We start from the raw sequence: 23,815 nt of genomic DNA on the forward strand, positions 1-23,815 counted from the left end.
GCAGCCGGGTCATGCGCGTCCGAAACGTTCGTGAACAGAATGGTTTTCCCGAGCGTTTTGGCTGCATCACCATGCGCAATCCCCTGCTCCTCTGCCTACTGCCATCACTCGTCCTCGCTGCCTCGCCGTATCCTGAAAAAACACCGGCCACGCCGGGCAACAAGCTCCTCGACCGCTACTTCGCCGAGCAAACCCGCGAGATCACCGCCACCAACGGTGTCGGTCACATCGAAAGCGCGGATGACTGGAACTCCAAAGCACCCGAATACCGTCGGCAGATGTTTGAGATGCTCGGTCTTGATCCCCTGCCGGAGAAAACACCGTTGCAAACCGTGAAGACCGGTGAGTTGAAGGGCGAAGGCTATGTCGTGGAGAAGCTGAACTTCCAGTCGCTGCCCGGTTTGTATGTCACCGCGAATCTCTATCTGCCAGCGAAGGTGGAGAAGCCGCTGCCGACGATTCTGTATGTCTGCGGTCATGCGAACGTCATGAAGGACGGCGTCAGCCTCGGCAACAAGGCCGGTTACGAGCATCATGGCGTCTGGTTTGCGAAACACGGCTACGCCTGCCTCATCATCGACACCGTGCAGCTCGGCGAGATTCGTGGCGAACATCACGGCACCTACAGCAAGGGCCGCTTCTGGTGGTGGTCACGCGGCTACACGCCTGCGGGACTGGAAGCCTGGAGCTGCATCCGTGCGCTGGATTATCTCGAAACCCGCAAGGAAGTGGATAAGACCCGCTTCGGCGTCACCGGCCGCAGCGGTGGTGGTGCATATTCATGGTGGATCACCGCGCTGGATGAACGCATCAAAGCTTCCGCACCAACAGCGGGCGTCACGGACATGCAGAACCAGGTCATCGATGGCTGTGTGGAAGGCCACTGCGACTGCATGTTCTTCGTGAATACCTACCGTTGGGATTTTGAGCGCATGGTCGCGCTCGCGGCACCGCGTCCGCTGCTGATCGTGAACACGGACAAGGACACCATCTTCCCCATCGACGGCGTGTTCCGCATCTACCAGAACGTGCGCAAAATCTACTCGCTGCTCGGTGCCGAGGACAAGATCGGCCTGCAAGTGGCCGAAGGACCGCACAAAGATTTGCAACCGCTGAACATAGGCGCGTTCCACTGGTTCGAGCGTCATCTCAAAGGCGCTGATCCGATGCAGGTCATTGATGAAGGCGCAAAGAAAACCAACGACCCCGCCTCGCTGCGTGTGCTCGCTGAACTGCCGAAAGACCAGCTCAACACCAAGATCGACGAAACCTTCGTCCCCTTGGCCAAAACACCTGCGCCAGCGACGAATGAAGGCGATTGGAAGAAGCAGAACGATACCTGGATGAAAGCGTTGAAGGAGAAGGTCTTCGCCGGCTGGCCGCAGGAGATCGCCTCCGTGAATCCGCAGAAGGAAAACAGCGCCGAGCGCGATGGCATCCGCATGACGGCCTATGATTTTGAAAGCCAGTCACCGTTTCGTCTGCGCCTCTACATCGTGCATCGCGACGGCCTCCGGGCGCAGGATTTGGAGCTTGTCGCGCTCAACGTGCTCGATGAACCCGGCTGGGATGAGTTCTGCGCCGCCTATCACTCGCGCTTTGGCAAGTTGATCGAAGTTTTCCCCGGCGCAGCGAAGGATGACACCGCGTTCGAGCAGGAGAAAAAGATGTTCACGACCTTCAAATGGGGCATGGCCTACATCTGCCCACGCGGTGTCGGCCCCACGGCCTGGACTGGCAGTGAGAAGGCCCAAACCCAGCGCTTGCGCCGCTTCTATCTCCTCGGCCAAACGCTCGATGGCATGCGCGTGTGGGACATCCGCCGCACGCTGCAAACCATCCGCGCCATCCCCGGTTTCGAGGAAACACCGCTCTGGATTCAGGCCCATCGCGACATGGCCGTCGATTCCCTTTACGCCTCGTTGTTTGAAGACGGCGTGAAACGCCTCGACCTCCACGACATGCCGCTCACGCACAACGGCACTGTCGAAGGCGATGCCAAAGCCGTCGGCCCGGCAATGCTCAACGTGCTCAAGCATCTCGACCTCCCCCAAGCCGCCGCCATGGCCGCCATGCGCAGCCGCGTCGTGATCTATTCGGACAAGAAAGAGGCCTGGGACTATCCCGCCACGATCACGAAAAACCTCGGCAAGGAGAAGCAGTTGCAGGTTCGGGAGCCGGTCGAATCAAAATCTAGCCGCTCTGAATAGGGCCGCCGCTACCACAACCTCCGCCCAAGAATGAACTCATCGACATGAACCGCTTCGAGTCATGAACCGCACCAATGCCCAGGCTAACAAGCTGTTCAGACAGGCTTGATCAAGCCTTGCGGGCGCGCACCTCGTTCACGAACTCCTCCATCAGATCCATCGCCTTCGCGATGAGTTCGGGAGCCGTCGCATAGCAGCAGCGCACGAAACCTTCACCGGCGCTGCTGAAAGCGCTGCCGGGGACGACGGCGACGCTTTTCTTCTCCAGAAGCTGGATGGCGAATTCTTTGCTGGTGAGGCCGGTGCTGCGGATGTCCGGGAAGACGTAGAAGGCGCCGCCGGGATTGAAGCAGTGCAGGCCCATGCCGTTGAGACGGCTGACGATGAGGTTGCGGCGCTGCTCGTAGCTCTGGCGCATGTCCTCGTAGGCGCTCTCGCCCATTTTCAATGCTTCAATGCCGGCCATCTGGCTCATGATGGGAGCGCAGAGCATGCAGTATTGATGAATCTTCATCATCGCCTCACGCAACGGCGCAGGAGCGCAGGCGTAGCCGAGACGCCAGCCGGTCATGGCAAAGGCCTTGCTGAAGCCATGCAGCAGCACGGTACGCTCACGCATGCCGGGGTATTCGACGATGCTCTTGTGCTTGCGGCCGTCGTACAGCAGCTCGCTGTAAATTTCGTCAGTGAAAACGAGCAGATCGTGCTTCACGGCCAGTGCGGCGATCTTTGCCAGCTCCTCCTCCGGCATGATGCCGCCGGTTGGATTGGTGGGGAAGTTCATCGCAATGACCTTGGTCTTCGGCGTGATCGCTTTCTCCACATCGGCCGCCATCAGGGCGAATTCATTCTCCTCGCGTGTCTGCACCACGACGGGGACGCCGTAAGCCATCTTGATGCTCGGGCTGTAGCTCACATAGCACGGCTCATGATAGATCACTTCGTCACCAGGATTCAAGACGGCACGGAAGGCGATGTCGAGCGCCTCGGACACGCCAACGGTGACGAGAATCTCCGTCTTCGGATCGTAGGTGGTGCGGAAGTGCTTCGTCACATACTCGCTGATGAGGATGCGCAGCGATTCGAGGCCCAGATTCGAGGTGTAGCTCGTCTGGCCTTTTTCCAGCGAGCGGATCACCGCCTCGCGGATCGGCCACGGCGTCGGTTTGTCGGGCTCACCGACGCCGAGCGAGATGACATCGGTGCGGCCGATGACGAGTTCAAAGAAATCGCGGATGCCGGAGCGCGGCAGATCGCGAATGACGTGGGAAATTTTGTTGTCGTAGTCCATGACCTCAATGTCCTCGACACTCATGGAGCCACCAGCAGGCGCTCTTCATCGCCGCCGTCGTTCGACAGAAACCCGTTTTCTTTGTACGCCTTCAATTGAAAGCGCGTGGCCGTGGACAACACACCGCCGAGGGTGCTGAGCTTTTCGGCCACAAAAGTTGCCACATCGAGCAAATCCTTGCCCTCCACGATCACGGCGAGGTCATAACCACCGCTCATGAGGTAACAATCGCGCACCTGATCGAACTTCGAGATGCGACGGGCCAGACGGTCAAAGCCACCATCGCGCTCCGGCGTGATGCGCACCTCAATCAAGGCCGTCACACGGCGGTCCCCCGCCTTCAGACGATCCACCACCGCGCTGTAACCCAAAATCGTGCCATCAGCTTCCGCTGCCGCGATCTGCGCAACGACGTCGGCTTCGGTGATGCCTAAAGCCAAGGCGATCTCCTTGGGAGTGCGGTTGGAGTTGTTGCGAAGCAGTTCGATGAGCGGGTCCATGATAAGGGCCGCGATTCTAACGCGAGAGCGTGGTTTGAACAGCGGAAAGCAGAATGAACATTGAACTTTGAACCGAGAACATTGAACATCGAAGGATGCGCGCCACTGCCGTCCAGATCATCGAAAAACTCACGCAAGCCGGCCACACCGCCCTGCTGGCAGGCGGTTGCGTGCGGGACATGTTGCTTGGACGCGAGCCGAAGGACTTCGATGTGGCCACCAGCGCCACGCCTGAGCAGGTCGTGAAGCTGTTCCCCGGTGCTCAGACCGTGGGCGCGCATTTTGGCGTCGTGATCGTGCGCCTGAACCATGAACATGTCGAAGTGGCCACGTTTCGCAGCGATGGCAGCTACAGCGATGGCCGCAGGCCCGATAGCGTGACCTACTCCACGCCGGAACTCGATGCCGAGCGTCGCGATTTCACCATCAACGGCCTGTTCTTCGATCCGCTGACGGAACGTGTGATCGATTACGTCGGCGGTCAGGTCGATCTGCGCATGGGACTGCTGCGCGCCATCGGCGTGGCGAAAGATCGTTTCGAGGAAGACCACCTGCGCCTGCTGCGGGCGATTCGTTTTGCCACGGTGCTTGGTTTTGACATCGAGCATGCAACGTGGGAGTCGATCTGCGGCCTGGCCAAAAAAATCAAGAGCGTGAGCATCGAGCGCATCCGCGAGGAGTTCGTCAAAACGATGCTCAGCCCGAATCGCGTGCGCGGATTCGATCTGCTCGTGAACAGCGGCCTCATGGCGCAGTTCCTGCCGGAAATCCTCGTGCTACAGGGCTGCGAGCAACCGCCGCAGTTTCATCCCGAGGGCGATGTGTTCATCCACACGCGACTGATGCTCAGTTTGCTTCCATCAGATGCCTCATTGCCTCTAGTGATGAGCGTGCTGCTGCATGACATCGCCAAACCGGCCACGCAGACACGCGACGCCGACACGGGTCGCATCCGCTTCAACGGTCACGACAAGCTCGGTGCTGAGATGACCGGCGGCATCATGCGCCGCCTGAAATTTGCCAACGATGTGATCGAACCCACGGTTGTCGCCGTGGAAAACCACATGGCCTTCATGAACGTGCAAAAGATGCGCACCGCCACGCTGCGGCGCTTCATGGCGCGGTCATCGTTCGATGACGAACTGGCGCTGCACCGCGTCGATTGCCTCGGTTCGAACGGCTTCACCGACAATTACGACTTCCTGCTCGCCAAAAAGCAGGAGTTCGCGAACGAGCCGATGCTGCCGCCTCGGCTCATCAATGGTTCCGATTTGATCGCCCTCGGCTGGCACGCGGGCAAAGCGCTGGGCCGACTGCTGACCACGCTGCAAACCTTGCAGCTCGAAGGCACGCTCAAGACGAAGGAAGAGGCACTGGCGTGGGTCGCGCAGCATGCGCCGGTGGCGGATGTGTTTGAGGCAGTTGAGGAGTAGTCCTCTCCAATCTCACTTGGTTGCCAGCGCTTCCGTCCGCTTCTCGGGGCTCAATCGCCGCATGGCGGCGACCTCGCGATGGAAGGCTTCGAGATCACCGTTGTGGCTCTTCAGCAGGCGCTCAAAGCCTGGCACCAGTGTGTAGTAGGTCGCGACGGTGTTAAGACGGGCGTTGTTCCAGTGTTGGGCGGCGGCATGCTCAAGTCGGCTTTGCCCCGCCTTGGCGCGCAGTTGATTGGCCTCGTGCAGCATGGCTTCGAACGCGTGATGCTTGGCTAGGCGTTCGGTTTCAATACTGCGATACGTATTCGAGTACACGCTCTTCAGTTTCTCCCGCGTGCGCAGCAGCAAGCCGATGACCTCGCGGCCTTTCTTCAAACTGGCTTCATAGGCACGCAGGCCGCTCAGATCGCCCTTGGAGCGATACCAGTGGCGCACGCCGTTCTCGGCATTCGCAGTGGCGAAGGCTTCGTTGAAGTCGGTGTCGCCGGGAATGAAGACTTTGGCGTGGGTGAGTTCGTGGAAAACGAGTTCGGCCAGATCCGCATCGCTGCGGTGCAGGAAGGTGTTCAGCACCGGATCGCGCAGATAACCCAGCGTCGAGTAAGCATCGACGCCGCCGACAAACACATCGAGTCCCTGCTTGCGCAACCGTGCGCCTTCCCGCTGCGCGTCGTTTTCATCGAAGAAGCCACGGTACTTGAGGCTGCCGACGAACGGATACCACCAGGTCTTCGCCTCGACGGAGAATTCAGGCGACGCAAACACCACCCACACGACGTAGGGCCGCTTCAGGTCGCAGAACTTGCCAAAACTCTTCGTTGGCAGGTGCAACTCGCGGGCGGCAAAGGCGCGCAACTCCTCGATGAGCCGCAGCTTACGTTTGACGTTGGCGCTGACAGCGGCATCGGCTAGCACGGTGGCATTGGGCCGGGCCTTGCGCGAAAGCTCCATCTGCCCGCTGACAGCCTGTGTATAAAACGACACAGTGCTGCACGAGCACACCAGCAGTGCTGTGAGGAGAGCAATCCAGTGGCGGGTCGGAACGAACATCGAATGGAGAACATTAAACATTGAACTTTGAAACCTGAAACTCTAAAAAGCACTGATGTCCTTTATTCACGACGATTTCCTGCTCTCCACCAAGGCCGCCAGCCGCCTGTACCACACGTTTGCCAAGGACGAGCCGATCCTGGACTACCACAACCATCTGCCGCCGAAGGACATCGCGCAGAACCGCCAGTTCAAGAACCTGTTCGAGATCTGGCTCGAAGGCGACCACTACAAGTGGCGCGCGATGCGCTGCAACGGCGTGCCGGAGGAGTTCATCACCGGCAATGCCAGTCCACGTGACAAGTTCATGGCCTGGGCCAAAACGGTGCCGCACACGCTGCGCAATCCGCTCTACCACTGGACGCACCTCGAACTGAAGCGCTACTTCGGCATCGACACGCTGCTGGATGAAAAGACCGCGCCTGCGATCTGGGAGCAGACCGAGGCCATGCTGGCGCAGCCGGAGATGAGCACCCGCGGCATCCTGCGCACGCAGAAAGTGAAGGCGCTCTGCACCACCGATGATCCCATTGATGATCTCGCCTGGCACCGCCAGTGCGCGGCGGATGGTTTTGAAGTGGGCGTGTATCCGACCTTCCGCCCCGACAAGGCGCTCACCGTGCATCTGCCCGAGGCCTGGAACGCATGGTGCGACAAGCTCAGCGCGGCGAGTGGCATCGAAGTGAAAAGCTACGCGTCGCTGCTCGATGCCTTGAAGCAACGTCACGATTTCTTCCACAGCGTCGGCGGTCGCTTGAGTGATCACGGCTTAAACTACTGCCACGCCAACTTCGTCAGCGATGCCGAAGCCGAGCGCATCTTCGCCAAAGCTCGCAGTGGCACGGCGGCGAGTGCGCAGGAGCAGGATCAGTTCGCCAGCAACCTCATGCTGCACGTCGGCAGACTGAATGCCGCACGCGGCTGGACCATGCAGCTTCACCTCGGCCCGGTGCGCAACAACAACAGCCGTCTTGCTCGCCAAATCGGCGCGGATGTCGGCTGCGACAGCATCGGCGACTATCCGCAGGCGGAGACGCTCTCGCGTTTCCTCGACCGCCTCGACACCGAGAACGCGCTGCCCAAGACCGTGCTCTACAACGTCAATCCCGCGCACAACTACGTCTTCGGCACCATGGCCGGCAATTTCGCCGATGGCACCACGCCCGGCAAAGTGCAGTTCGGCTCCGCATGGTGGTTTGTGGATCAAAAGGAAGGCATGGAGTGGCAGATCAATGCCCTGAGCAATCTCGGCCTCCTGAGCCGCTTCATCGGCATGCTCACCGACAGCCGCAGCTTCATGAGCTTCCCGCGCCACGAGTACTTCCGCCGCACGCTGTGCAATCTGCTCGGTGCTGACATCGAAGCCGGTGCCATCCCCAACGACGACGCCCTCGTCGGCAGCATGGTGAAGAACATCTGCTACGCGAATGCGCAGGCTTATCTGGGGTTGAAGGTGTCATAGCAGAATGTGGTTTGAGCCGCGAAGACAGGAATCTGACCCCGCACCGAGAATTCACTCGCCGTACGTCCTGCCGCTTGATAGTCTTTGCCAGCTCCGGGTTGTCCGCCCCGAATGTGCCGCATGAAAACCATCCCACAGCCACCAAGCTCTGCTGGCACAGCAGCATCGCCTACGGCGGAGCCAAGCGACGAGCGCGGGCGCTGTGATTTCCTGCACAGCCTGCTCGAATACATGCCGGACCGGATTTACTTCAAAGACAAGCAGGGCCGCTTCATTCTCGTTAGCAAGGCCGAGGCCAGCTACCTCGGCGCCCAGGATGCGGCGGAAATCATCGGCAAAAGCGACTTCGATTTCTTCGACCATGAACTCGCGCAGGCCGCTTTCGATGACGAGCAGGAGGTGATGCGCAGCGGCACGGCGATCACCGGCAAGGTCGAGGAGAAACTGCTGCTCGATGGCCGTACCGGCTGGGCCTTGGTGGCGAAAATCCCCATGCGCAATGAAGCAGGCGAGATCATCGGCACCTGTGGCATCTCCAAGGACATCACCCGGCTGCGGGAGACGCAGGACTCGCTGCACGAGGCGCTCTCGGCGGTCGCTTCGCAGAAGACGCAGTTGTCCAAGTCACTCACCGAACTCAACAAGGCGCATCAGGAACTCAAGACCGCGCAGGAGCAGTTGATCGACTTTCAAAAGCTGCAAAGCCTCGCACGGCTCGCCTTCGGGGTGGCACAGGAGATTCAAAATCCTCTCGCCACGCTCGAACTCGGCCTCGGCTTCTTGTCCAACCAGCAGGACGAGTCCGCCGCTCCGGCGCTCCAGGGTATGGCGGCGGCCATCGCACGGGTCGAGGTCGTGATACGGGCGCTCATGGACGGCGCCACGGCCACGGGCATCGTCTTGAAGCCAGGCGAAGCCGCCGATATCGTCCGTCAGGCCGTGGATAGGATCCAAAACGCAAAGTCTGCCTTCTGATTGAGCACGCCAGCACTGGCGCGCAGTGGAACGGTTGATTCATATGCTTCCCGCAGCCCATCAGCTCAACCGGGCCAATGCTTTACCCGCACATCGCTTTCTGTTTCAGCGGGGCCACAGACGTTTGGGGCGCGTTACCAAAAAGCTTCTCGTGACGGTCAGCCCAGTTCACTGACCGGACGCGGGGTCAGATCCGCCACGCCTTTGGGGAACATGCGGTCACGGGCGGTGAGAATTTCCGGCTCGTCGTTGGTGATGAGGACGACGTGCTCGAAATGAGCGGACGGTTTGCGATCCGTGGTCACGACGGTCCATTTGTCGGCGAGGATGCGGGTCTTCTCGGTGCCCATGTTGATCATGGGCTCAATGGCGATGGTCATGCCGGCTTTGAGGCGGGGACGCTCGCCTTTTTTGCCGTAGTTGGGCACCTGGGGCTCTTCGTGGAGCTTGCGACCAACACCGTGGCCGACGAATTCGCGCACGACGCTGTAACCGTATTGATTGACGTGATGTTCGACGCTGTGGCAGAGGTCGCCGAGCATCCAGCCGTCACGGGCATACTTGATGGCGTTGAGGAGGGACTCTTCGGTGGCGGCGAGGAGGTGCAGCGTTTCTTTGGCGACGTTGCCAACGGGAACGGTGAGGGCGTTGTCGCCGACCCAGCCGTCGTAATAGACGCCAACGTCGATTTTGACGATGTCGCCGTCTTGAATGACGCGCGGGCCACCGATGCCGTGAACGACTTCCTCGTTGACGGAGATGCAGATGTTGCCGGGGAACTGGCGGTAGCCGAGGAAGGCGCTGGTGGCACCGCGTGCTTTCATTTCAGCAGCGGCGATGCGGTCGATCTCGGCGGTGGTGGCACCGGCGTGGACATGGGAGGCCGTCTTGATCAGGACATCACGGGCGACCTGGCCGGCCTTGCGGATGGACTGCTGCTGCGCGCCGTGGCGGATGGGGATGTTCCCCGATTTCACAAGTGCCATGACGCGGTGGAAGAAACTCACTGAAGGGTCAGCTTGTACACGACGCCGATCAATACGATGATGGCGAGACCAACCCAGATCCAGACGACGGTGGTGGAGTCCATCGCACGACCACCCTGCTGGATACGGTCCACACGGCCACGGATACGGCCTTTCTTGAGGAAGCCGTCATAGTGGCTCTGCAGGAGGTGGGTTTCGACCTGACGCATGACATCAAGCACGACGCCGACGAGAATGAGTAGGCTGGTGCCGCCGAAGAATTGAGCGGCGGAGCTGGAGATCTTCATGGAGCTGCTGACGACACCGGGCATCACATAGAGGCCGGTGAGGAAGATCGCCCCGGCAAAGGTGAGGCGGCTCATGGTGAAATCGAGGAAGTCGGCGGTGGGCTTGCCAGGACGGATGCCGGGGACGTAACCACCGCTCTTTTTGAGGTCTTCGGAAATCTGCGTGGGCTGGAACATGGTGGCGACCCAGAAGTAGCTGAAGAAGAAGATCAGCATGGCGGAGATGACGTAGTAGGTGGCACCGGTGCTGATGAAGATGGCCATCTTTTGAATCCACTGCACGTCTTTAAACAAGGAAGCGAGGATGGTGGACGGGAACAGCAGGATGGCCTGGGCGAAGATGATCGGCATGACGCCGGAATAATTGATCTTGAGCGGCAGATACTGTGTTTGGCCGCCATAGACCTTGCGACCGACGACGCGCTTCGCGTAAGTGATGGCGATTCGCCGCGTGGCCTGCGTGAGGGCGATGACACCGGCGATGACGAGAATCATGAAGCCCATGAGCAGCACGAGGGTGAAGGCGCTGGCGGGGCTGGCTTTGACGCTGCCGACGAAGGTCTGCCAGACCTGAATCAGCGCACCAGGAAGATCGGAGACGATGTTGACGCAGATGAGGATGGAAACGCCGTTGCCGATGCCACGGTCGGTGATCTGCTCGCCCAACCACATCATGAGCATGGTGCCCGCAGTGATGGTGATGACGCTGGTGAAGACGAAGCCGATGCCGTAGTGCGGCACGAGCGGACGCCCGCCCAAGCTGTCGATGGCATCCTGCAAACCGGCCATGAGGTAGTTCTGCTGCGGATTGGCAAGCGACTGCGCGAGTAGCGTGGCCTGGAACACGCACAGCACGATGGTGGCGACACGGGTGTATTGCGTGATCTTCTGACGACCGCCTTCTTCACGGGCCAGCTTGCTAAGCGGCGGCCATACGGCGGTGAGGAGCTGCAGCATGATGCTGGCGCTGATGTAGGGCATGATGCCCAAGGCGAAGATGGCGCAGTTTTGCAGGCCGCCACCGCTGAAGATGTTGAGCAAGGCGGCGACCTGGGCCGCACCGGAGGCGTTGTCACCGGCCTTGTTGTTGATCCACTCGCCCAGCACGGTGGCGTCGATGCCAGGAAGCGTGATGGAGGTGCCGATGCGGACGATGACGATCATCGCCAGCGTGAAAAGGATGCGCGAGCGCAGTTCGGGGACTTTGAAGCTGTTGGCGAAGGCGGAGATCATGGAAGGAGGCTGGAAGCGAAGATGGGCCTGGTGTCCTGACAGCATGCGCTGCGCGGAGACCGGCCCATCAAAACGGTTGGGTCAGGAAAAATCAGGCAGCGATGGAACCGCCGGCTTTTTCAATCTTTTCACGGGCCGTGGCGCTGACTTGCGCGCCCTGGATGGTGAGTTTGCGGGCGAGATCGCCGCTGCCGAGGATCTTGATGGCATCGCAAGTGCGGCTGACGAGCCCGATTTCACGCAGAGCGGCTTCGTTGATGACCGCACCGTCCTGGAAGGCATTGTTGAGTTCGCCAACATTGACGACTTCAAAGACGTCTTTGAATGCCTTGTTGTTGAAGCCTTTCTTGGGGAGACGGCGATGCATGGGCATCTGACCACCTTCAAAGCCGGGGCGGATGCCGCGACCTGCGCGTGCCATCTGGCCTTTGTTGCCTTTGCCGGAAGTTTTGCCGTGGCCGGAGCTTTCGCCGCAGCCGATGCGCTTGCGGCGCTTCTTGGCACCGGGGCGGGGTTTGACGTCTTGGAGTTGCATTCGAAGTTCAGAGTTCAGAGTTCAATGTTCACAGAGCTTTGCGCTCTTTGATCTGCTTGCCGCGGGCGCGGAGGATTTCGTCGGCAGGGCGCAGGGCGCACAGGGCGGCGAGCGTGGCCTTGATGACGTTGGCGTGATTGCTGGAGCCGAGAGACTTGCCGATCACGTCTTTCACACCAGCGGCTTCAAGCACGGCGCGAGCACCGCCACCAGCAATGATGCCGGTACCAGGCGTGGCAGGCTTGAGCATGATGTGTCCGCCACCGTGGGAGCCGACCACTTCATGCGGGATCGTGCTGTCCTTGAGGCAGATGGTGTACATGTTCTTGCGGGAGGCCTCGGTGGCCTTCTTGATGGCGTCGGAGACTTCGTTGGCCTTGCCAAACCCGCAGCCGACTTTGCCTTTGGCATCACCGGAGACGACGAGGGCGCTGAAGCTGAAGCGACGGCCACCTTTGACGACCTTGGCGCATCGGTTGATGTGAACGACTTTTTCGACACCACCATCCGCAGCACGGGCATCGCGGTCATCACGACCACGCCAGGCGGATTGAGGAGCAGGCGCAGCGGTTTCGGCTGGTGCTGCCACTGCGGCGACTGCCACCGGCGGGGTCTCAAGAATTACTGTTTCATCGGCCATAATAGAAAGGATGCGGGTGGATTAGAATTTGAGGCCTTTTTCACGGGCGGCGTCGGCAAGCGCCTTGACCTTGCCGTGGTAGATGAAGCCAGCGCGGTCAAAGACCACTTCGGAGATGTTCTTGGCGATGGCGCGTTCAGCGAGAACTGCACCCACTTTGGAAGCGTGCTCGACGTTGGCCTTGCCAGCGCCGTAGCCTTTTTCCTTGGTCGAAGCCGAGACGATCGTCGTGCCGGTGGCATCGTCGATGACCTGGGCATACACGTTGGCGTTCGAGAAATAAACAGCGAGGCGAGGGCGCTCGGCGGTGCCGCTGAGTTTGCGGCGGATGCGCTTGTGGATGCGAGCGCGGATGTCTTTGCGATTGGTAAGAGCCATGATGGGTATCTCCGGTGATTACTTGACGGACTTGCCGGCTTTGCGGCGGATGTGTTCACCCACATAACGGACGCCCTTGGCCTTGTAAGGCTCCGGCGGATAGTAGGCGCGAATGTCGGCAGCGAGCTGGCCGACAATCTGTTTGTCGATGCCTTCAATGGCGATCTTGGTGTTTTCGGTGACGGTCACCTTCACCCCTTTCGGGATGGGATGCAGACGTTCATGGGACTGGCCGAGCTGGAGGTCGATCTCGGAACCTTTGACCGCGGCGCGGAAACCGACGCCGTGGATTTCGAGGTTCTTGGTGTAGCCCTGGCTGACGCCAATAAGCATGTTGGTGATCAGACGCTGCGTGGTGCCATGAAGAGCGCGCACATGGCGATCTTCGGACTCACGGGTGACGTTGATGATGTTGGCTTCCGTGGCGACTTTGACGCCGAGCGGGAGGGTCCAGCCAAGTTCGCCCTTGGGGCCTTTGACCTGCACCGAACGGTCGGCACCGATCTTGATGCTGACCTTGTCGGGAATGGAAATGGGTTGCTTGCCTACGCGTGACATGAGGGTGGTGACAGTTGGAGGTTTACCAGACGGTGGCGAGGAGTTCGCCGCCCACCTTGGCCTTGCGGGCCTTGGCGCCGGTCATGATGCCGCGCGGGGTGGAAAGGATGGAGATACCGAGGCCGCCGAGGACGCGCGGGATCTCGTCGCTGCCGACGTACTTGCGCAGACCAGGCTTGCTGACGCGGTCGATCTTGCGGATGATCGGAGCTTTGTCCTGATACTTGAGCTTGAGCTTCAGGCGGGGATGGGTGGCGCTGGTGTCCACTTCATAGCCCCAGATGTAGCCTTCTTCCTGCAAGATGCGGGAGAGTTCGGCCTTCATCTTCGAGAAGGGTATGAGCACCTGCTCCTGCTGCGCGGAGCAGGCATTGCGGATGCGGGTGAGATAATCTGCGATCGGGTCGGTCATGACGCTAAGTGTATCCGGGGGTTCTTAAAATTAGGCGGCAGCGGCTTCAGAGCCATCTTCCTTCTTTGGCTGGGCGGTGCGGGTGCGGAACGGCATGCCCAAGGCACGCAGCATTTCACGTGCATGATCATCATTGTTCGTGCTGGTGACGAAGGTGATGTCAAAGCCGAGAGGACGCTTGATCTTGTCGATCTCGATCTCGGGGAAGATGGACTGGTCGGAGACACCGAGCGTGTAGTTGCCACGGCCGTCAAAGGCACGGGGGGCGACACCACGGAAGTCACGAATACGCGGGATGGCGGTGCGCACGAGACGCATCATGAAGTCGTACATCTTGACACCACGGAGGGTGACCTTGACGCCGATGTTTTCACCTTCACGCAGCTTGAAGTTGGCGATGGCCTTCTTGCTCTTGGTGATGATGGGCTTCTGGCCGGTGATGAGGGTGACTTCGTTCACCGCATCTTCCATCGCCTGCTTGCGTTCGCCCTGGCTGCCAACGGAGCAGTTGACGACGATTTTTTCAAGCTTGGGGACTTCGTGGAGGTTGGAAAGGCCGAGCTGAGTCTTCAGTTCGTCGCGCTTCTGTTGATAGAGGGTCTTGAGGGAGTATTCCATGGAATGTTGTGCGGTGGCTCCTGTCCATCGCGGGCTGGCGGTGATGCCAACAGGAAACGAGGGGGGAGGCGAGGGGCCGGGACAGTGGCGAGTTGACTTCACTTGGCAACCCTCTTTTTCAACTTTTCCAAAAGGACTGCAAGCACCCTGGGAAAAAGACGACGTACCTACTTGTTCTTCACGCCCGCACCAAAACCGTTTGATGCCCGATGTGAAACGGCTTCCAGCCACGCTCCATCATCCACGGCACTCCCTGCATTCCCTTACCCTGCGACTGTCCCGCTAAAATAGAGGTGTCGTTATACACCACCATGGATTTGGCGTGCCGCAGTCTTTCGCTCGTCTGGATTTCCTTGAGGCCGTATTCGGCAAATCCGGGAACATAGGTGTCCCAGGAGTCCAGGAAGAGTAAGTCGATCTGCTCTCTCCGGTTCACAAGATAATGAAGGGAATCATCACAAAAGACTTCGACATGTCTGCCGAATACTTGTGTCCATTGGCTGGCAAAGGCGCGGTTCTTTCCCCCGAATTCGAGCTTGTTGCCGCTGGTGGCGTTGCCACCGCGATTGCCACGCTGGGCATGAAGGTGGGCGATCCACCGACGCAGGGCGCATTGTCCTCAACACGCCGCCGTGGCACCCGGCGCTTGGAGGACCAGGCGCGCAACCAGGACTGCCCTTCCTCACTCCTCCACCGGCAGCCAGCGTGCGCCATCGACTACGACGTAACCGTCCACGCCTTCATTGGAGATCGTGATCGCGGTGTCGTTGCCGCATTCGTATTCGCCGAGGTCGATCCAGAACACGCCTTCGGCCTCCTGCGGCGCTTTGAGGTCGATCTTCAGCTTCTTCACGCCTCCCGTGTGCTGCACCTCCACCATCGCATTCGAGGCACGATTGCTGTTCGGTGGTGCGGCGAGAAAGACGCGGTACTTGCCGGTCTTTGGCAGCTTCGGCTCGAAGCGTAGGCTACAACTGCCGTCCTTCGTGTTGTTGTCGTGGCGATAGCCGTCGCCGAGAAAAGCTTTCGCTGCGCCGCTCTCCTTCCACTCGCCGGTCACTTTCGCTTCCGCATCATCCATGACGATGCCTTTGAGCGACTTGGGATCGACGCCTTTGGAGCTGGAGGGACCGTCGTAATGCAGGATCTGGCCGTCTTTGAGAATCTGCGCCTTCAGCTTCTCATACGGCACGTCCTGCACGCTGATGTCCGCATCCATCGCCATCACTGCAGCCGTCGCAGCGCTTTGGCCCAGAATCATGAACACGGGTTCCATGCGAATGCTGCCATAGGCGATGTGGCTAGCGGACATCGCCACCGGCACGAGCAGGTTGCTCCCCTGCCCTTTTTTCGGCACCAGCGAGCCATACGCGATCTCATACGGCCCCTTCGTGCTCACGCCGATGTCGCCTTCGTTTTGCACGAAGCCTTCCGGGGTGATGTAGCGCTGGATGTTGTGCGAATCGATGCCGTAGCTGCCCATGCCGACGCTGTCGGGCGTGGGGCGCTTCTTGAGCAGCTCGTTCTCCGTCATGACATAGCTGCCGATCATGCGGCGTGCTTCGCGGATGTAGAGCTGATGGCTCCAGTTGCCGTTGTCTTTGAACTCATCCTTCGGCAGGCCCCAGGTTTGCAGTTCTTCCTGCACCGCCTTCGGCACGCGCGGATCGTTCGCCACGAACCACAGCAGACCCTGCTGATAAGTCCGGTGCTCGGCGATGATCTCGCGGCGCTTCTCGTAGCTGGCCTCGGGGTAGTCGTAGTTGAAGCCGATGTTGTCGAAGCTGAACGGCCCGTGGTTGTTCGTGTCCGTCTTGTGATTCGGAATCGGATCGAACTTCTCAAAGAACTCGCCCCAGCCCGCATTCAGCACGCGCAGCAGGATTTCATACTGGCCCGCATCATATCCCTCCGGCTTCGGGAACGGGATGCGGTTGCTTGGATCGGTGGTGTAGCAGGAGCGGAAGCAGTAGGCCTGCACACGCTTGTCGCCTGCGCCGAATTCACCCGGAGGCTCCGTGCTCACCCGCGGCAGCACACCGCTCTTTGGATCGCCCGGCATCTTGTAGGGGCTGATTTTCTCCTTCACCGCGCCGAAGTGATGCCGGTGATGCAGCACGCCGACCTGAATGCCATTCCACTTCTCGTCATAGACCGAGGTCGCCTCACGTCCGACGTGATAATCCACGCCTGCCGCCGCCATCAGATCGCCTTCATAAGTGGCGTCGATGAACATCTTCCCGGCATAGGTCTTGCCGCTGAGCGTCGTGATGGCGATGATCTTGTCGCCGTCCCGCTTCACGCCCTTCGCGCGGTCCAGCCATTCATCGCGCACGACTTCGAGGCCGAACTCCTTCACATAGTCTTCAAACACCTGCTCCGCCGCATGCGGCTCGAAGATCCACATCGTGCGATTCTCACCATCGACGGCGGGAGTCCCCTGCCCTTTGCCGCCGTATTCCGACTGCTTCTGCTGCTTCCACGCTTCGGGCTTCTGGTAATGCAGGTAGATGCGGTGATAAAAGTCACGCGAAAGCCCGCCGATCACCGCCTTGTTGCCCGTGTCGGTGAAGCCAAGTCCGCCGCTGCTCAAGCCGCCGAGATGCTTGTCCGGCGAGACGATGATGACGGACTTCCCCATCTTCTTCGCCTGCACCGCCGCAATGATCGCGGAGCAGGTGCCGCCGTAGATGACGATGTCGTGATCGGCGGCTGAAAGTAGCTGACTGGAGATCAGAATCGAAGTGAAAATGGCTCTGTGTTTCATGGCGTGTGATCAGCTTGGTTGGACGGGCCGTTTCCATCGCTGCCTGAAAGGAATCGGCAAACACATTGTTTACAGCCGCATGTTCCGCTTCTTCAGCCTTCTCCTCATCTCATCCTCCCTCTGCGCCCAGGATTTACTGCCGAAGCCGCACATTTTGCGCCAAGACAGCATGCAGACTGATTTCCCTGCGCTGTGTGTCGATGCCAAGGGTCAGCCGTGGGTGGCTTATGTCGAATGGGACGGCAAGCAGGACACGCTGCATCTCGCGCAGCAGTCAGGCGACGCTTTGACCTCCGTGATGACTCTCGGCGAGCCGGGCATCATTCATCAGCCCACGATCGCTGCCGATGGGAATGGGGCACTGCATGTCGTGTGGTCGCAGGTGAATGACCAAAACATCATGGACCTGCACGCCGCGCAAATCCGCGATGGCCAAGCGGAGATCATGAAGCTCGCCAGCTCACCCAATGGCGGCAATGTCTTTGCCAAAGCAGCGACCAATCCCACCGGAAAAGTGTGGGTCGTCTGGCAGGGGATGCGTGGCACTCAAGGCGATGTCTTTTGCCGTGTGTTTGACCCCGCTCGCAAAGAATGGTCCGCTGAAATTCAGGTCACCAAAGATGCCGGTGGCGATTGGGAACCCTGCGTGGCCTTTGCTGGAACGGATGCGTGGGTGCTGTTCGATTCATCACGTGGCAACGAATTCAACATCTATGCCACGAAGATCAGCGCCGATCTCCAAGTCGGCGAAACGAAGAAACTCATCGCCACCGACCGCTACGAAGGCCGCGTCAGCGCCATCGGTACTAAAGACGGCAACGGCATCTGGCTCGCCTGTGAGCGCGGCAATCAGCAGTGGGGACTCGACATGCGGGCACACGGCCATCCGCAAGGATTGAATGGCCGCAAGGACACGGTGATCGCCTACTTTGACCTCGCGAGCGGCAAGACTGAGGAATTGCCCAGCCCTGACGCCCTCTTCACCGATCTCCCCGGTCCGCAGCCGATGAAGCCAGCAGCACCACGCGGCAACAATCCCAAAGCGAAAGCCAAGGCAGAAGCGAAGGCCAAGGCCAAAGCCCCTGAACCAAAGAAGAAAGGCAATCAGCCCGCGCCGAACGTCGTCGCCGCCGTCAATCTGCCGCATCTCATGCTCGATGCCGCTGGTCGCCCATGGCTGACCGTGCGCTACTTCAAAGCCTACTGCTGGCGCATCGCCCTCACGCGCTACGATGCCGCCACGAAGCAATGGACCAAGCCCTTTGCCATTCCCGACAGTGTTTACTCACAGGATCGCCAAACAACACACGCCCTATCTCAAGACGGCAGCCTGTGGATCGCCTGGCCGAGCGATTTGCGGACCTCGAAGCTCCAACTCAACGCTGGCATTCATCTCGCGAAGATCGCCACGGATTTGGACCTGCCACTTGTCGCCGCGCCTGTGGCAAAACCGCGTGAACCTTTCCCCGAGTACATCAATCCTGTTACGCCAGAGCGTGATCGCGATGACCGCCACACCTGGACGCACGACGGTGTGACGTACAAGCTCTACTGGGGCGATTACCATCGCCACACCGACGTCTCCAACTGCATCACCGCCAACGACGGCTGCGTGCAGGAACAATTCCGATATGCCATCGACATGGGCAAGCTCGACACCCTCGGCACCAGCGACCACACCGACATCGCGAAGGTTTATACGCCTTATGAATGGTGGCTGAACCAAAAGCTCGTCGATGTCTTCTACTCACCCGGCTTTTTCACCAGCATGTATGCGTATGAGCGCGAGCAGAAGTGGCCCTTCGGTCATCGCAACATGGTCTTTGCCCAACGCGGTGGTCCCATTGTGTACATCCAGCGCAAGAACTACCTCGACTCGCCCTGGCAGAAGATTTTCCCCGTGAAAACCGAAGGCACACCCGAGTTGCATCCCACCGAGCTGTGGGACGTGCTGACGCGCTACGGTAAACCCGTCACCGCCATCTCCCACACGGGCGCGACCGGCATGGGCACCGATTGGGATCAGATCCCGCCCGTGGATCATCGCGTCGAAAACGTCATCGAGATCTATCAAGGCGCGCGTGTCAGCTATGAAGGTCTCAACGCCCCGCAGCCCACCGTGGGCTTGCGCGTGGGTGAGGACTACAACCACTCCTCCACGGTCATCGGCAAACCGGTCGTCGGTGAACCGATCCGCAGCTTCACCGAGAAGAACAACGGCGTGTATCAGCACGCACTCGAACTCGGCCACAAGCTCGGCGTGTGGGCCAACAGCGACCACATTTCCACGCACACGAGCTACGGCGGCGTTTATGTGAAGGACTTCACGCGCGAAGGCATCATCGAAGGCCTCAACGCCCGTCGCACCATCGCCGCCACCGACAAGATCTTCGTCGAATTCTCCTGCAACGAAAAACTCCTCGGCACCGAGATCGCCGTGAGCGGCAAACCCGTGCTCAAACTCAAAGTGGATGGCACCGCCGCCCTCAAACGCATCACCCTCGTCCGCAACGAACAGAATCATCAACAGTGGGAACCAAACGCAAAGACCTTCGAACAAACCTTCACGGATGAAGCGCCCATCGCGGGCGAAAATCGCTATTACCTCCGTGTCGAGCAGACGGATGGGAACATGGCGTGGTCGTCGCCGGTGTGGGTGCAGGTGAAGTAGCCCAGTTGCTTCGCAACTGGAGCCGTCTTGTTGCGAAGCAACAAGACAACTTTCCTCACTTCCATCCACCACCCAGCGCCTTGAGCATCGCCACGCTCGCCATCAACCGCTGGCCCTCGACCTGCGCTGCGAGCAGTTTGGCATTCAGCACGGTGCGATTGGCATCCACGACTTCAAAATAGCTTGCGAGACCTTTTTGATAACGCAGGTCCGCCAGACGCTGCGTGTCATGCGCCGAGGCAATCGCCGCATCCAGCGCCGCTTGCTGTTTCGCATACGCCCGCGCATCCAGCATGCTGTCTTCGACCTCCTTGAGTGCGATGAGGATGCTCTGGCGGTAGGCGGCCAGCGTTTCTTCGTAACGTGCTTTGCTCGCCTGCAAATTTGCCCGCAGTTTGCCGCCTTGGAAGATCGGCAGCGTCATGCTGGGGCCGATGCTGAGGATCTTGCTGCGCGCGTCGTAAAAGTGCGCCGCACCGATACTCTCCAGACCACCGCTGCCACCGATGCTGAACGCGGGAAAGAAGGAGGCCTTCGCCACCCCGATCTGCGCATTCGCTTCGCGCATTTTCTGCTCGGAGGCGCGGATGTCCGGGCGGCGTTGCAGCAGCGTGGAAGGCAGTCCGCCCGGCACTTTCGGTGCAGCAGGCAGGTTCGCGTTGCGGGCGATGCGGAAGGTCGAGGGAATCTGGCCGCAGATCACCGCGAGGGCGTTTTCCGCGTTGCCACGCTGACGTTCGAGCACGGCGAGATCATTGCGGGACAGTTCGAGTTCCGTGCGAGCACGTGCCACGTCCATTTCATTCGCCAGACCACCTTGGAAGCGTGATTCCTGCAGTTTCACGGCCTCTGCACGCCATTCGAACGTCTCACTCACCACCTGCATCTGCCGGTCCAGCGAGTGCGCCAGGAAGTACAACCGCGCCACTTCGGCGGCGAGGCTCAAACGTTGGGCCGCGAGTGTTTCCGCCGCTGCCATTTGCGAAGCACGGGCACCCTCCACACCACGCCGCACACGGCCCCACAAATCGAGTTCCCAACCCAACTCGAACACATTTTGAAACCGCCGCCGCTCCAGCGATGGCAGCGGCACGCCTGCCGGCAGGTTCGCACCAAAGGAATTCTGCGACAGGTGCTCATAGCTCATCGCATTCTTCATGCTGAGCTGCGGAAACCAGTCCGCCTGCTGCACACCAACGAGCGCCCGCGCCGTCTCGACGCGCGCCAAGGCACCACGGAGTTCCTGATTACTCTCCAGCGCCTGCGCGACAAGCCGGTTCAACTCCGCAGACCCAAACAACCGCCACCACTCGCCCGGCACCGGCAGATCGCTCACACTCGCGGCACCGCCGTTCTTCCACTTCGTGGGCAGCAGCACGTCCGGCAGCTTGAATTTCGGCCCCACCGTGCAGGCGGAGAGGGCGAGCAAGGTTGCCAGGCAAAAAGTGCTCAGTGCCCAGTGCTCAGTGCGTGGATTTTTCATCAACTGCATTCATGTGGCGAAACCCTGCGCGTGCAACCAACATGAGGGCGGCGGAGTGCCTGTCTCATCCAGGAATCGCTCCCTTCACCTTGTGGCACCAGCTTGCGAAGACATCATTGGCCATTTCGTGTGCTTCATCGACTTCAACATGCTCGGTCACAGTCTGCGGCGCAGGCAGCCAGGCGGGAGTCGTGGTTTCGCCCATGTGGTCGTGCTGTGTCGCGCGGAGGAAGGAGCGCAGGCTGATGGTGAGCTGGTTCGTGCGCCGATCATGCGTGGCTTCGGCTTCGGCGCAAATTTCATGCGTGGCACCGTCGATTTCGAAAGTGCCGATGACTTGGGTGGTGTCGAGCAGGGCGTGAATCATGACTGAAAACGTCGGGAGCAGGCAAGGCCTGTCGATGGGGAGTTTACCTCCAATTTTGGCGAAGGTTTGAGTGCGAGGCGGCGTTTGAGAGGCTCCATGCGCCTCCTGACCTGTCTCCTCGCTCTTGCCACGCTCAGCCATGCGGCTGAGAAGCCGTTGAACATCCTGTTCTGCTTCGCGGACGACTGGGGGCGCTATGCGAGCATCTATGCGGAGCATGAGAAGTTCCCTTCCCCTAATCAGGTGGTGAAGACGCCGAACATCGACCGCATTGCGCGTGAGGGAGCCTTGTTTCGCCGCGCTTATGTGAATGCGCCGAGCTGCACGCCGTGCCGCAGTGCGCTGCTGTCAGGACGCTACTTCTTCAACTGCGGTCGTGCGGCCATTTTGAACGGCGCAGTGTGGGATCCGGCGATTCCGAGCTTTCCGCTGCTGCTGAAGGACAAAGGCTATCACATCGGCAAGGCGTTCAAGGTGTGGAGTCCGGGCGATCCAGCGGATGCACCGTTTGGTGGTCAGGCACATGCGTATCAGAAGTCCGGCGGGCGCTTCAACAATTTCTCGGAGGAGGTGACGAAGCTCGTCGCGGGCGGCACGGCACTCGATGCGGCGAAGCAACTGATGTATGACGAGGTGCATGGCAATTTTGCCAGCTTCCTCGCTGCACGGCCCAAAGGAGCGCCGTTCCTGTTCTGGCATGGGCCGACGAATGTGCATCGCAAATGGATCAAGGGCAGCGGCCAGGCACTGTGGGGCATCAATCCCGATGATTTGAAGGGCAAGCTGCCCAAACATCTGCCCGACGTGCCGGAGTTCCGCGAGGACTTCGCCAGCTATCTCGGCGAGATTCAGGCGTTCGACGCGCAGGTCGGCGTGCTGGTGAAGCAGGTCGAAGAAGCGGGCGAACTCGACAACACCGTCATCGTCATCAGCGGCGATCATGGCGCACCCGGCTTCCCTGGCGGCAAGTGCAACCTCTATGACTTCGGCGTGAACGTGACGCTGGCGATTCGCTGGCCTGGCCAGCCCGGCGGACGCTTCATCGACGATTTCGTCAATCTGATGGATCTCTCGCCGACCTTCATGGAAATCGGCGGCGCGACGATTCCGCCGGGCGTGAATGGCAAAAGCATCGTGAGTTTGATGAAGGCTGGCAAGGCGGGCCAGGTCGAGAAGGAGCGTGATTACGTCATCACAGGGCGTGAGCGGCATGTGAGCATCGCCCGTGAAGGCAATCTGCCGTATCCGCAGCGGGCGCTGCGCAAGGACGGCTTTCTCTACATCCACAACTTCAAACCCGAGCGCATGCCGATGGGCGACTACAAGAATCTGACCGACAGCGTCACGCCCGCTCAGGAAGCGCTCGAAAACAACACCTATGAGGCCTTCCCGGACATGGATTCCTCACCCGCGAAGGCCTGGCTCATCGCGCATCGCAACGATTCGCAGTACAAGTGGCACTTCGACTACGCCTTTGCCAAACGGCCGCAGGAAGAGCTCTACGACCTCAGCAAAGACCCGGATTCGACGGTCAACGTAGCCGCCGAACCCGCTTACGCGGAGACGAAGGCTAACATGGCGGCGGAGTTGATGGCTAAGCTCAAGGCGGTGGGCGATCCGCGTGTCACGGCTGATCCGGTGCCGTTTGAAAATCCGCCGTTTACGCAGGACACCAAGACCGGTCAGCAAGGCAAGGGGAAGAAAGGCAAAGGCAAGGCGAAGTGATCGTAGCCACGCTCGCCAGAGCGTGGAGCATCCTGCACACACGCCACATCCGCATTCTGGCGAATGCGGATACACCGCGTAGCCACGCTCACCAGAGCGTGGAGCGTCCTGTACACATGCCACATCCGCATTCTGGCGAATGCGGCTACACCGCGTAGCCACGCTCGCCAGAGCGTGGAGCATCCTGCACACATGCCAGATCCGCATTCTGGCGAATGCGGCTACACCGCG

At 60.0% G+C, this 23,815-nt stretch carries 21 protein-coding genes; 6 read left to right on the top strand and 15 right to left on the bottom strand.

The annotated features are described in order from the left end of the window. Nucleotides 1–71 precede the first annotated feature (71 nt). Complete coding sequence (locus ACKVY0_RS06275; RefSeq protein ID WP_409213937.1) at nt 72–2,210, top strand: alpha/beta hydrolase family protein; 2,139 nt, start codon at nt 72–74, stop codon at nt 2,208–2,210. A gap of 109 nt (nt 2,211–2,319) precedes the next feature. Here the strand turns inward: ACKVY0_RS06275 and ACKVY0_RS06280 are convergent, their stop codons facing one another. Continuing rightward, on the bottom strand, nt 2,320–3,501 hold the full coding sequence (locus tag ACKVY0_RS06280; RefSeq protein WP_409213957.1) for a pyridoxal phosphate-dependent aminotransferase: 1,182 nt from the start codon (nt 3,499–3,501) through the stop codon (nt 2,320–2,322). A 20-nt stretch (nt 3,502–3,521) separates the two neighbouring features. Next, a complete protein-coding gene (locus tag ACKVY0_RS06285; RefSeq protein ID WP_409213938.1) occupies nt 3,522–4,001 on the bottom strand; it encodes an Lrp/AsnC family transcriptional regulator in 480 nt (159 codons plus the stop codon). Nucleotides 4,002–4,096: 95 nt separating this feature from the next. Between ACKVY0_RS06285 and ACKVY0_RS06290 the strand changes: the two genes are divergently transcribed. Further along, the gene (locus ACKVY0_RS06290; RefSeq protein WP_409213939.1) at nt 4,097–5,434 is read left to right on the top strand and encodes a CCA tRNA nucleotidyltransferase; all 1,338 of its coding nucleotides are present in this window, start codon (nt 4,097–4,099) and stop codon (nt 5,432–5,434) included. A gap of 12 nt (nt 5,435–5,446) precedes the next feature. Here ACKVY0_RS06290 and ACKVY0_RS06295 read toward each other — a convergent pair whose 3' ends face one another. Beyond that, a complete protein-coding gene (locus tag ACKVY0_RS06295) occupies nt 5,447–6,487 on the bottom strand; it encodes an aminopeptidase (protein WP_409213940.1) in 1,041 nt (346 codons plus the stop codon). Between the two features lie 55 nt (nt 6,488–6,542). Between ACKVY0_RS06295 and uxaC the strand changes: the two genes are divergently transcribed. After that, a complete protein-coding gene (uxaC, locus tag ACKVY0_RS06300; RefSeq protein ID WP_409213941.1) occupies nt 6,543–7,949 on the top strand; it encodes a glucuronate isomerase in 1,407 nt (468 codons plus the stop codon). A gap of 120 nt (nt 7,950–8,069) precedes the next feature. Next, entirely contained in the window at nt 8,070–8,924 is an 855-nt protein-coding gene (locus tag ACKVY0_RS06305; protein ID WP_409213942.1) for a PAS domain-containing protein, read from the top strand. 158 nt (nt 8,925–9,082) lie between these two features. On the opposite strand, the gene map is transcribed toward ACKVY0_RS06305, so the two are convergent. The 10 genes from map to ACKVY0_RS06355 form a co-directional block, all read right to left on the bottom strand. After that, nucleotides 9,083–9,910, bottom strand: coding sequence for a type I methionyl aminopeptidase (gene map / locus ACKVY0_RS06310; RefSeq protein WP_409213943.1), 828 nt, complete (start codon nt 9,908–9,910; stop codon nt 9,083–9,085). Nucleotides 9,911–9,927: 17 nt separating this feature from the next. Next, entirely contained in the window at nt 9,928–11,430 is a 1,503-nt protein-coding gene (gene secY, locus ACKVY0_RS06315) for a preprotein translocase subunit SecY (RefSeq protein ID WP_409213944.1), read from the bottom strand. Between the two features lie 91 nt (nt 11,431–11,521). After that, entirely contained in the window at nt 11,522–11,965 is a 444-nt protein-coding gene (gene rplO / locus ACKVY0_RS06320; RefSeq protein WP_409213945.1) for a 50S ribosomal protein L15, read from the bottom strand. A gap of 28 nt (nt 11,966–11,993) precedes the next feature. Further along, nucleotides 11,994–12,605, bottom strand: a complete 612-nt coding sequence (gene rpsE / locus ACKVY0_RS06325) for a 30S ribosomal protein S5 (protein WP_409213946.1) — start codon at nt 12,603–12,605, stop codon at nt 11,994–11,996. A 21-nt stretch (nt 12,606–12,626) separates the two neighbouring features. Then, nucleotides 12,627–12,983 carry a 50S ribosomal protein L18 gene (rplR, locus tag ACKVY0_RS06330; RefSeq protein WP_409213947.1) on the bottom strand — a complete coding sequence of 119 codons (357 nt, stop codon included), beginning with the start codon at nt 12,981–12,983 and terminating at the stop codon, nt 12,627–12,629. Between the two features lie 18 nt (nt 12,984–13,001). Then, complete coding sequence (gene rplF, locus ACKVY0_RS06335; protein WP_409213948.1) at nt 13,002–13,541, bottom strand: 50S ribosomal protein L6; 540 nt, start codon at nt 13,539–13,541, stop codon at nt 13,002–13,004. Nucleotides 13,542–13,563: 22 nt separating this feature from the next. Then, nucleotides 13,564–13,953, bottom strand: coding sequence for a 30S ribosomal protein S8 (rpsH, locus tag ACKVY0_RS06340; protein WP_409213949.1), 390 nt, complete (start codon nt 13,951–13,953; stop codon nt 13,564–13,566). Nucleotides 13,954–13,983: 30 nt separating this feature from the next. After that, a complete protein-coding gene (gene rplE / locus ACKVY0_RS06345) occupies nt 13,984–14,571 on the bottom strand; it encodes a 50S ribosomal protein L5 (protein ID WP_409213950.1) in 588 nt (195 codons plus the stop codon). Nucleotides 14,572–14,749: 178 nt separating this feature from the next. Next, a complete protein-coding gene (locus ACKVY0_RS06350) occupies nt 14,750–15,007 on the bottom strand; it encodes a hypothetical protein (protein ID WP_409213951.1) in 258 nt (85 codons plus the stop codon). Nucleotides 15,008–15,253: 246 nt separating this feature from the next. Next, complete coding sequence (locus ACKVY0_RS06355) at nt 15,254–17,338, bottom strand: FAD-dependent oxidoreductase (protein WP_409213952.1); 2,085 nt, start codon at nt 17,336–17,338, stop codon at nt 15,254–15,256. Between the two features lie 79 nt (nt 17,339–17,417). Between ACKVY0_RS06355 and ACKVY0_RS06360 the strand changes: the two genes are divergently transcribed. Then, nucleotides 17,418–20,009: a hypothetical protein gene (locus ACKVY0_RS06360; protein ID WP_409213953.1), complete on the top strand. Its 2,592-nt coding sequence runs from the start codon at nt 17,418–17,420 to the stop codon at nt 20,007–20,009. A gap of 55 nt (nt 20,010–20,064) precedes the next feature. Here the strand turns inward: ACKVY0_RS06360 and ACKVY0_RS06365 are convergent, their stop codons facing one another. Continuing rightward, complete coding sequence (locus ACKVY0_RS06365) at nt 20,065–21,492, bottom strand: efflux transporter outer membrane subunit (RefSeq protein WP_409213954.1); 1,428 nt, start codon at nt 21,490–21,492, stop codon at nt 20,065–20,067. A 64-nt stretch (nt 21,493–21,556) separates the two neighbouring features. Then, nucleotides 21,557–21,859 carry a hypothetical protein gene (locus tag ACKVY0_RS06370; protein WP_409213955.1) on the bottom strand — a complete coding sequence of 101 codons (303 nt, stop codon included), beginning with the start codon at nt 21,857–21,859 and terminating at the stop codon, nt 21,557–21,559. 96 nt (nt 21,860–21,955) lie between these two features. Between ACKVY0_RS06370 and ACKVY0_RS06375 the strand changes: the two genes are divergently transcribed. After that, a complete protein-coding gene (locus ACKVY0_RS06375; RefSeq protein ID WP_409213956.1) occupies nt 21,956–23,584 on the top strand; it encodes a sulfatase in 1,629 nt (542 codons plus the stop codon). The last annotated feature ends 231 nt before the right edge of the window (nt 23,585–23,815 follow it).

Origin of the sequence: Prosthecobacter sp. (genome assembly GCF_046154365.1) — a bacterium.
Classification (GTDB): Bacteria; Verrucomicrobiota; Verrucomicrobiia; order Verrucomicrobiales; family Verrucomicrobiaceae; genus Prosthecobacter.

Bases quoted from the DNA above. Each gene is read 5' to 3' on its own strand.
- uxaC (WP_409213941.1), top strand. From the start codon at position 6,543: ATGTCCTTTATTCACGACGATTTCCTGCTCTCCACCAAGGCCGCCAGC.
- rplF (WP_409213948.1), bottom strand. From the start codon at position 13,541: ATGTCACGCGTAGGCAAGCAACCCATTTCCATTCCCGACAAGGTCAGC.
- ACKVY0_RS06290 (WP_409213939.1), top strand. From the start codon at position 4,097: ATGCGCGCCACTGCCGTCCAGATCATCGAAAAACTCACGCAAGCCGGC.
- rplE (WP_409213950.1), bottom strand. From the start codon at position 14,571: ATGGAATACTCCCTCAAGACCCTCTATCAACAGAAGCGCGACGAACTG.
- ACKVY0_RS06280 (WP_409213957.1), bottom strand. From the start codon at position 3,501: ATGGACTACGACAACAAAATTTCCCACGTCATTCGCGATCTGCCGCGC.
- secY (WP_409213944.1), bottom strand. From the start codon at position 11,430: ATGATCTCCGCCTTCGCCAACAGCTTCAAAGTCCCCGAACTGCGCTCG.
- rpsE (WP_409213946.1), bottom strand. From the start codon at position 12,605: ATGGCCGATGAAACAGTAATTCTTGAGACCCCGCCGGTGGCAGTCGCC.
- ACKVY0_RS06275 (WP_409213937.1), top strand. From the start codon at position 72: ATGCGCAATCCCCTGCTCCTCTGCCTACTGCCATCACTCGTCCTCGCT.
- ACKVY0_RS06365 (WP_409213954.1), bottom strand. From the start codon at position 21,492: ATGAAAAATCCACGCACTGAGCACTGGGCACTGAGCACTTTTTGCCTG.
- ACKVY0_RS06360 (WP_409213953.1), top strand. From the start codon at position 17,418: ATGTTCCGCTTCTTCAGCCTTCTCCTCATCTCATCCTCCCTCTGCGCC.
- ACKVY0_RS06305 (WP_409213942.1), top strand. From the start codon at position 8,070: ATGAAAACCATCCCACAGCCACCAAGCTCTGCTGGCACAGCAGCATCG.
- ACKVY0_RS06375 (WP_409213956.1), top strand. From the start codon at position 21,956: ATGCGCCTCCTGACCTGTCTCCTCGCTCTTGCCACGCTCAGCCATGCG.
- ACKVY0_RS06285 (WP_409213938.1), bottom strand. From the start codon at position 4,001: ATGGACCCGCTCATCGAACTGCTTCGCAACAACTCCAACCGCACTCCC.
- ACKVY0_RS06370 (WP_409213955.1), bottom strand. From the start codon at position 21,859: ATGATTCACGCCCTGCTCGACACCACCCAAGTCATCGGCACTTTCGAA.
- ACKVY0_RS06355 (WP_409213952.1), bottom strand. From the start codon at position 17,338: ATGAAACACAGAGCCATTTTCACTTCGATTCTGATCTCCAGTCAGCTA.
- rplO (WP_409213945.1), bottom strand. From the start codon at position 11,965: ATGCAACTCCAAGACGTCAAACCCCGCCCCGGTGCCAAGAAGCGCCGC.
- ACKVY0_RS06295 (WP_409213940.1), bottom strand. From the start codon at position 6,487: ATGTTCGTTCCGACCCGCCACTGGATTGCTCTCCTCACAGCACTGCTG.
- map (WP_409213943.1), bottom strand. From the start codon at position 9,910: ATGGCACTTGTGAAATCGGGGAACATCCCCATCCGCCACGGCGCGCAG.
- rpsH (WP_409213949.1), bottom strand. From the start codon at position 13,953: ATGACCGACCCGATCGCAGATTATCTCACCCGCATCCGCAATGCCTGC.
- rplR (WP_409213947.1), bottom strand. From the start codon at position 12,983: ATGGCTCTTACCAATCGCAAAGACATCCGCGCTCGCATCCACAAGCGC.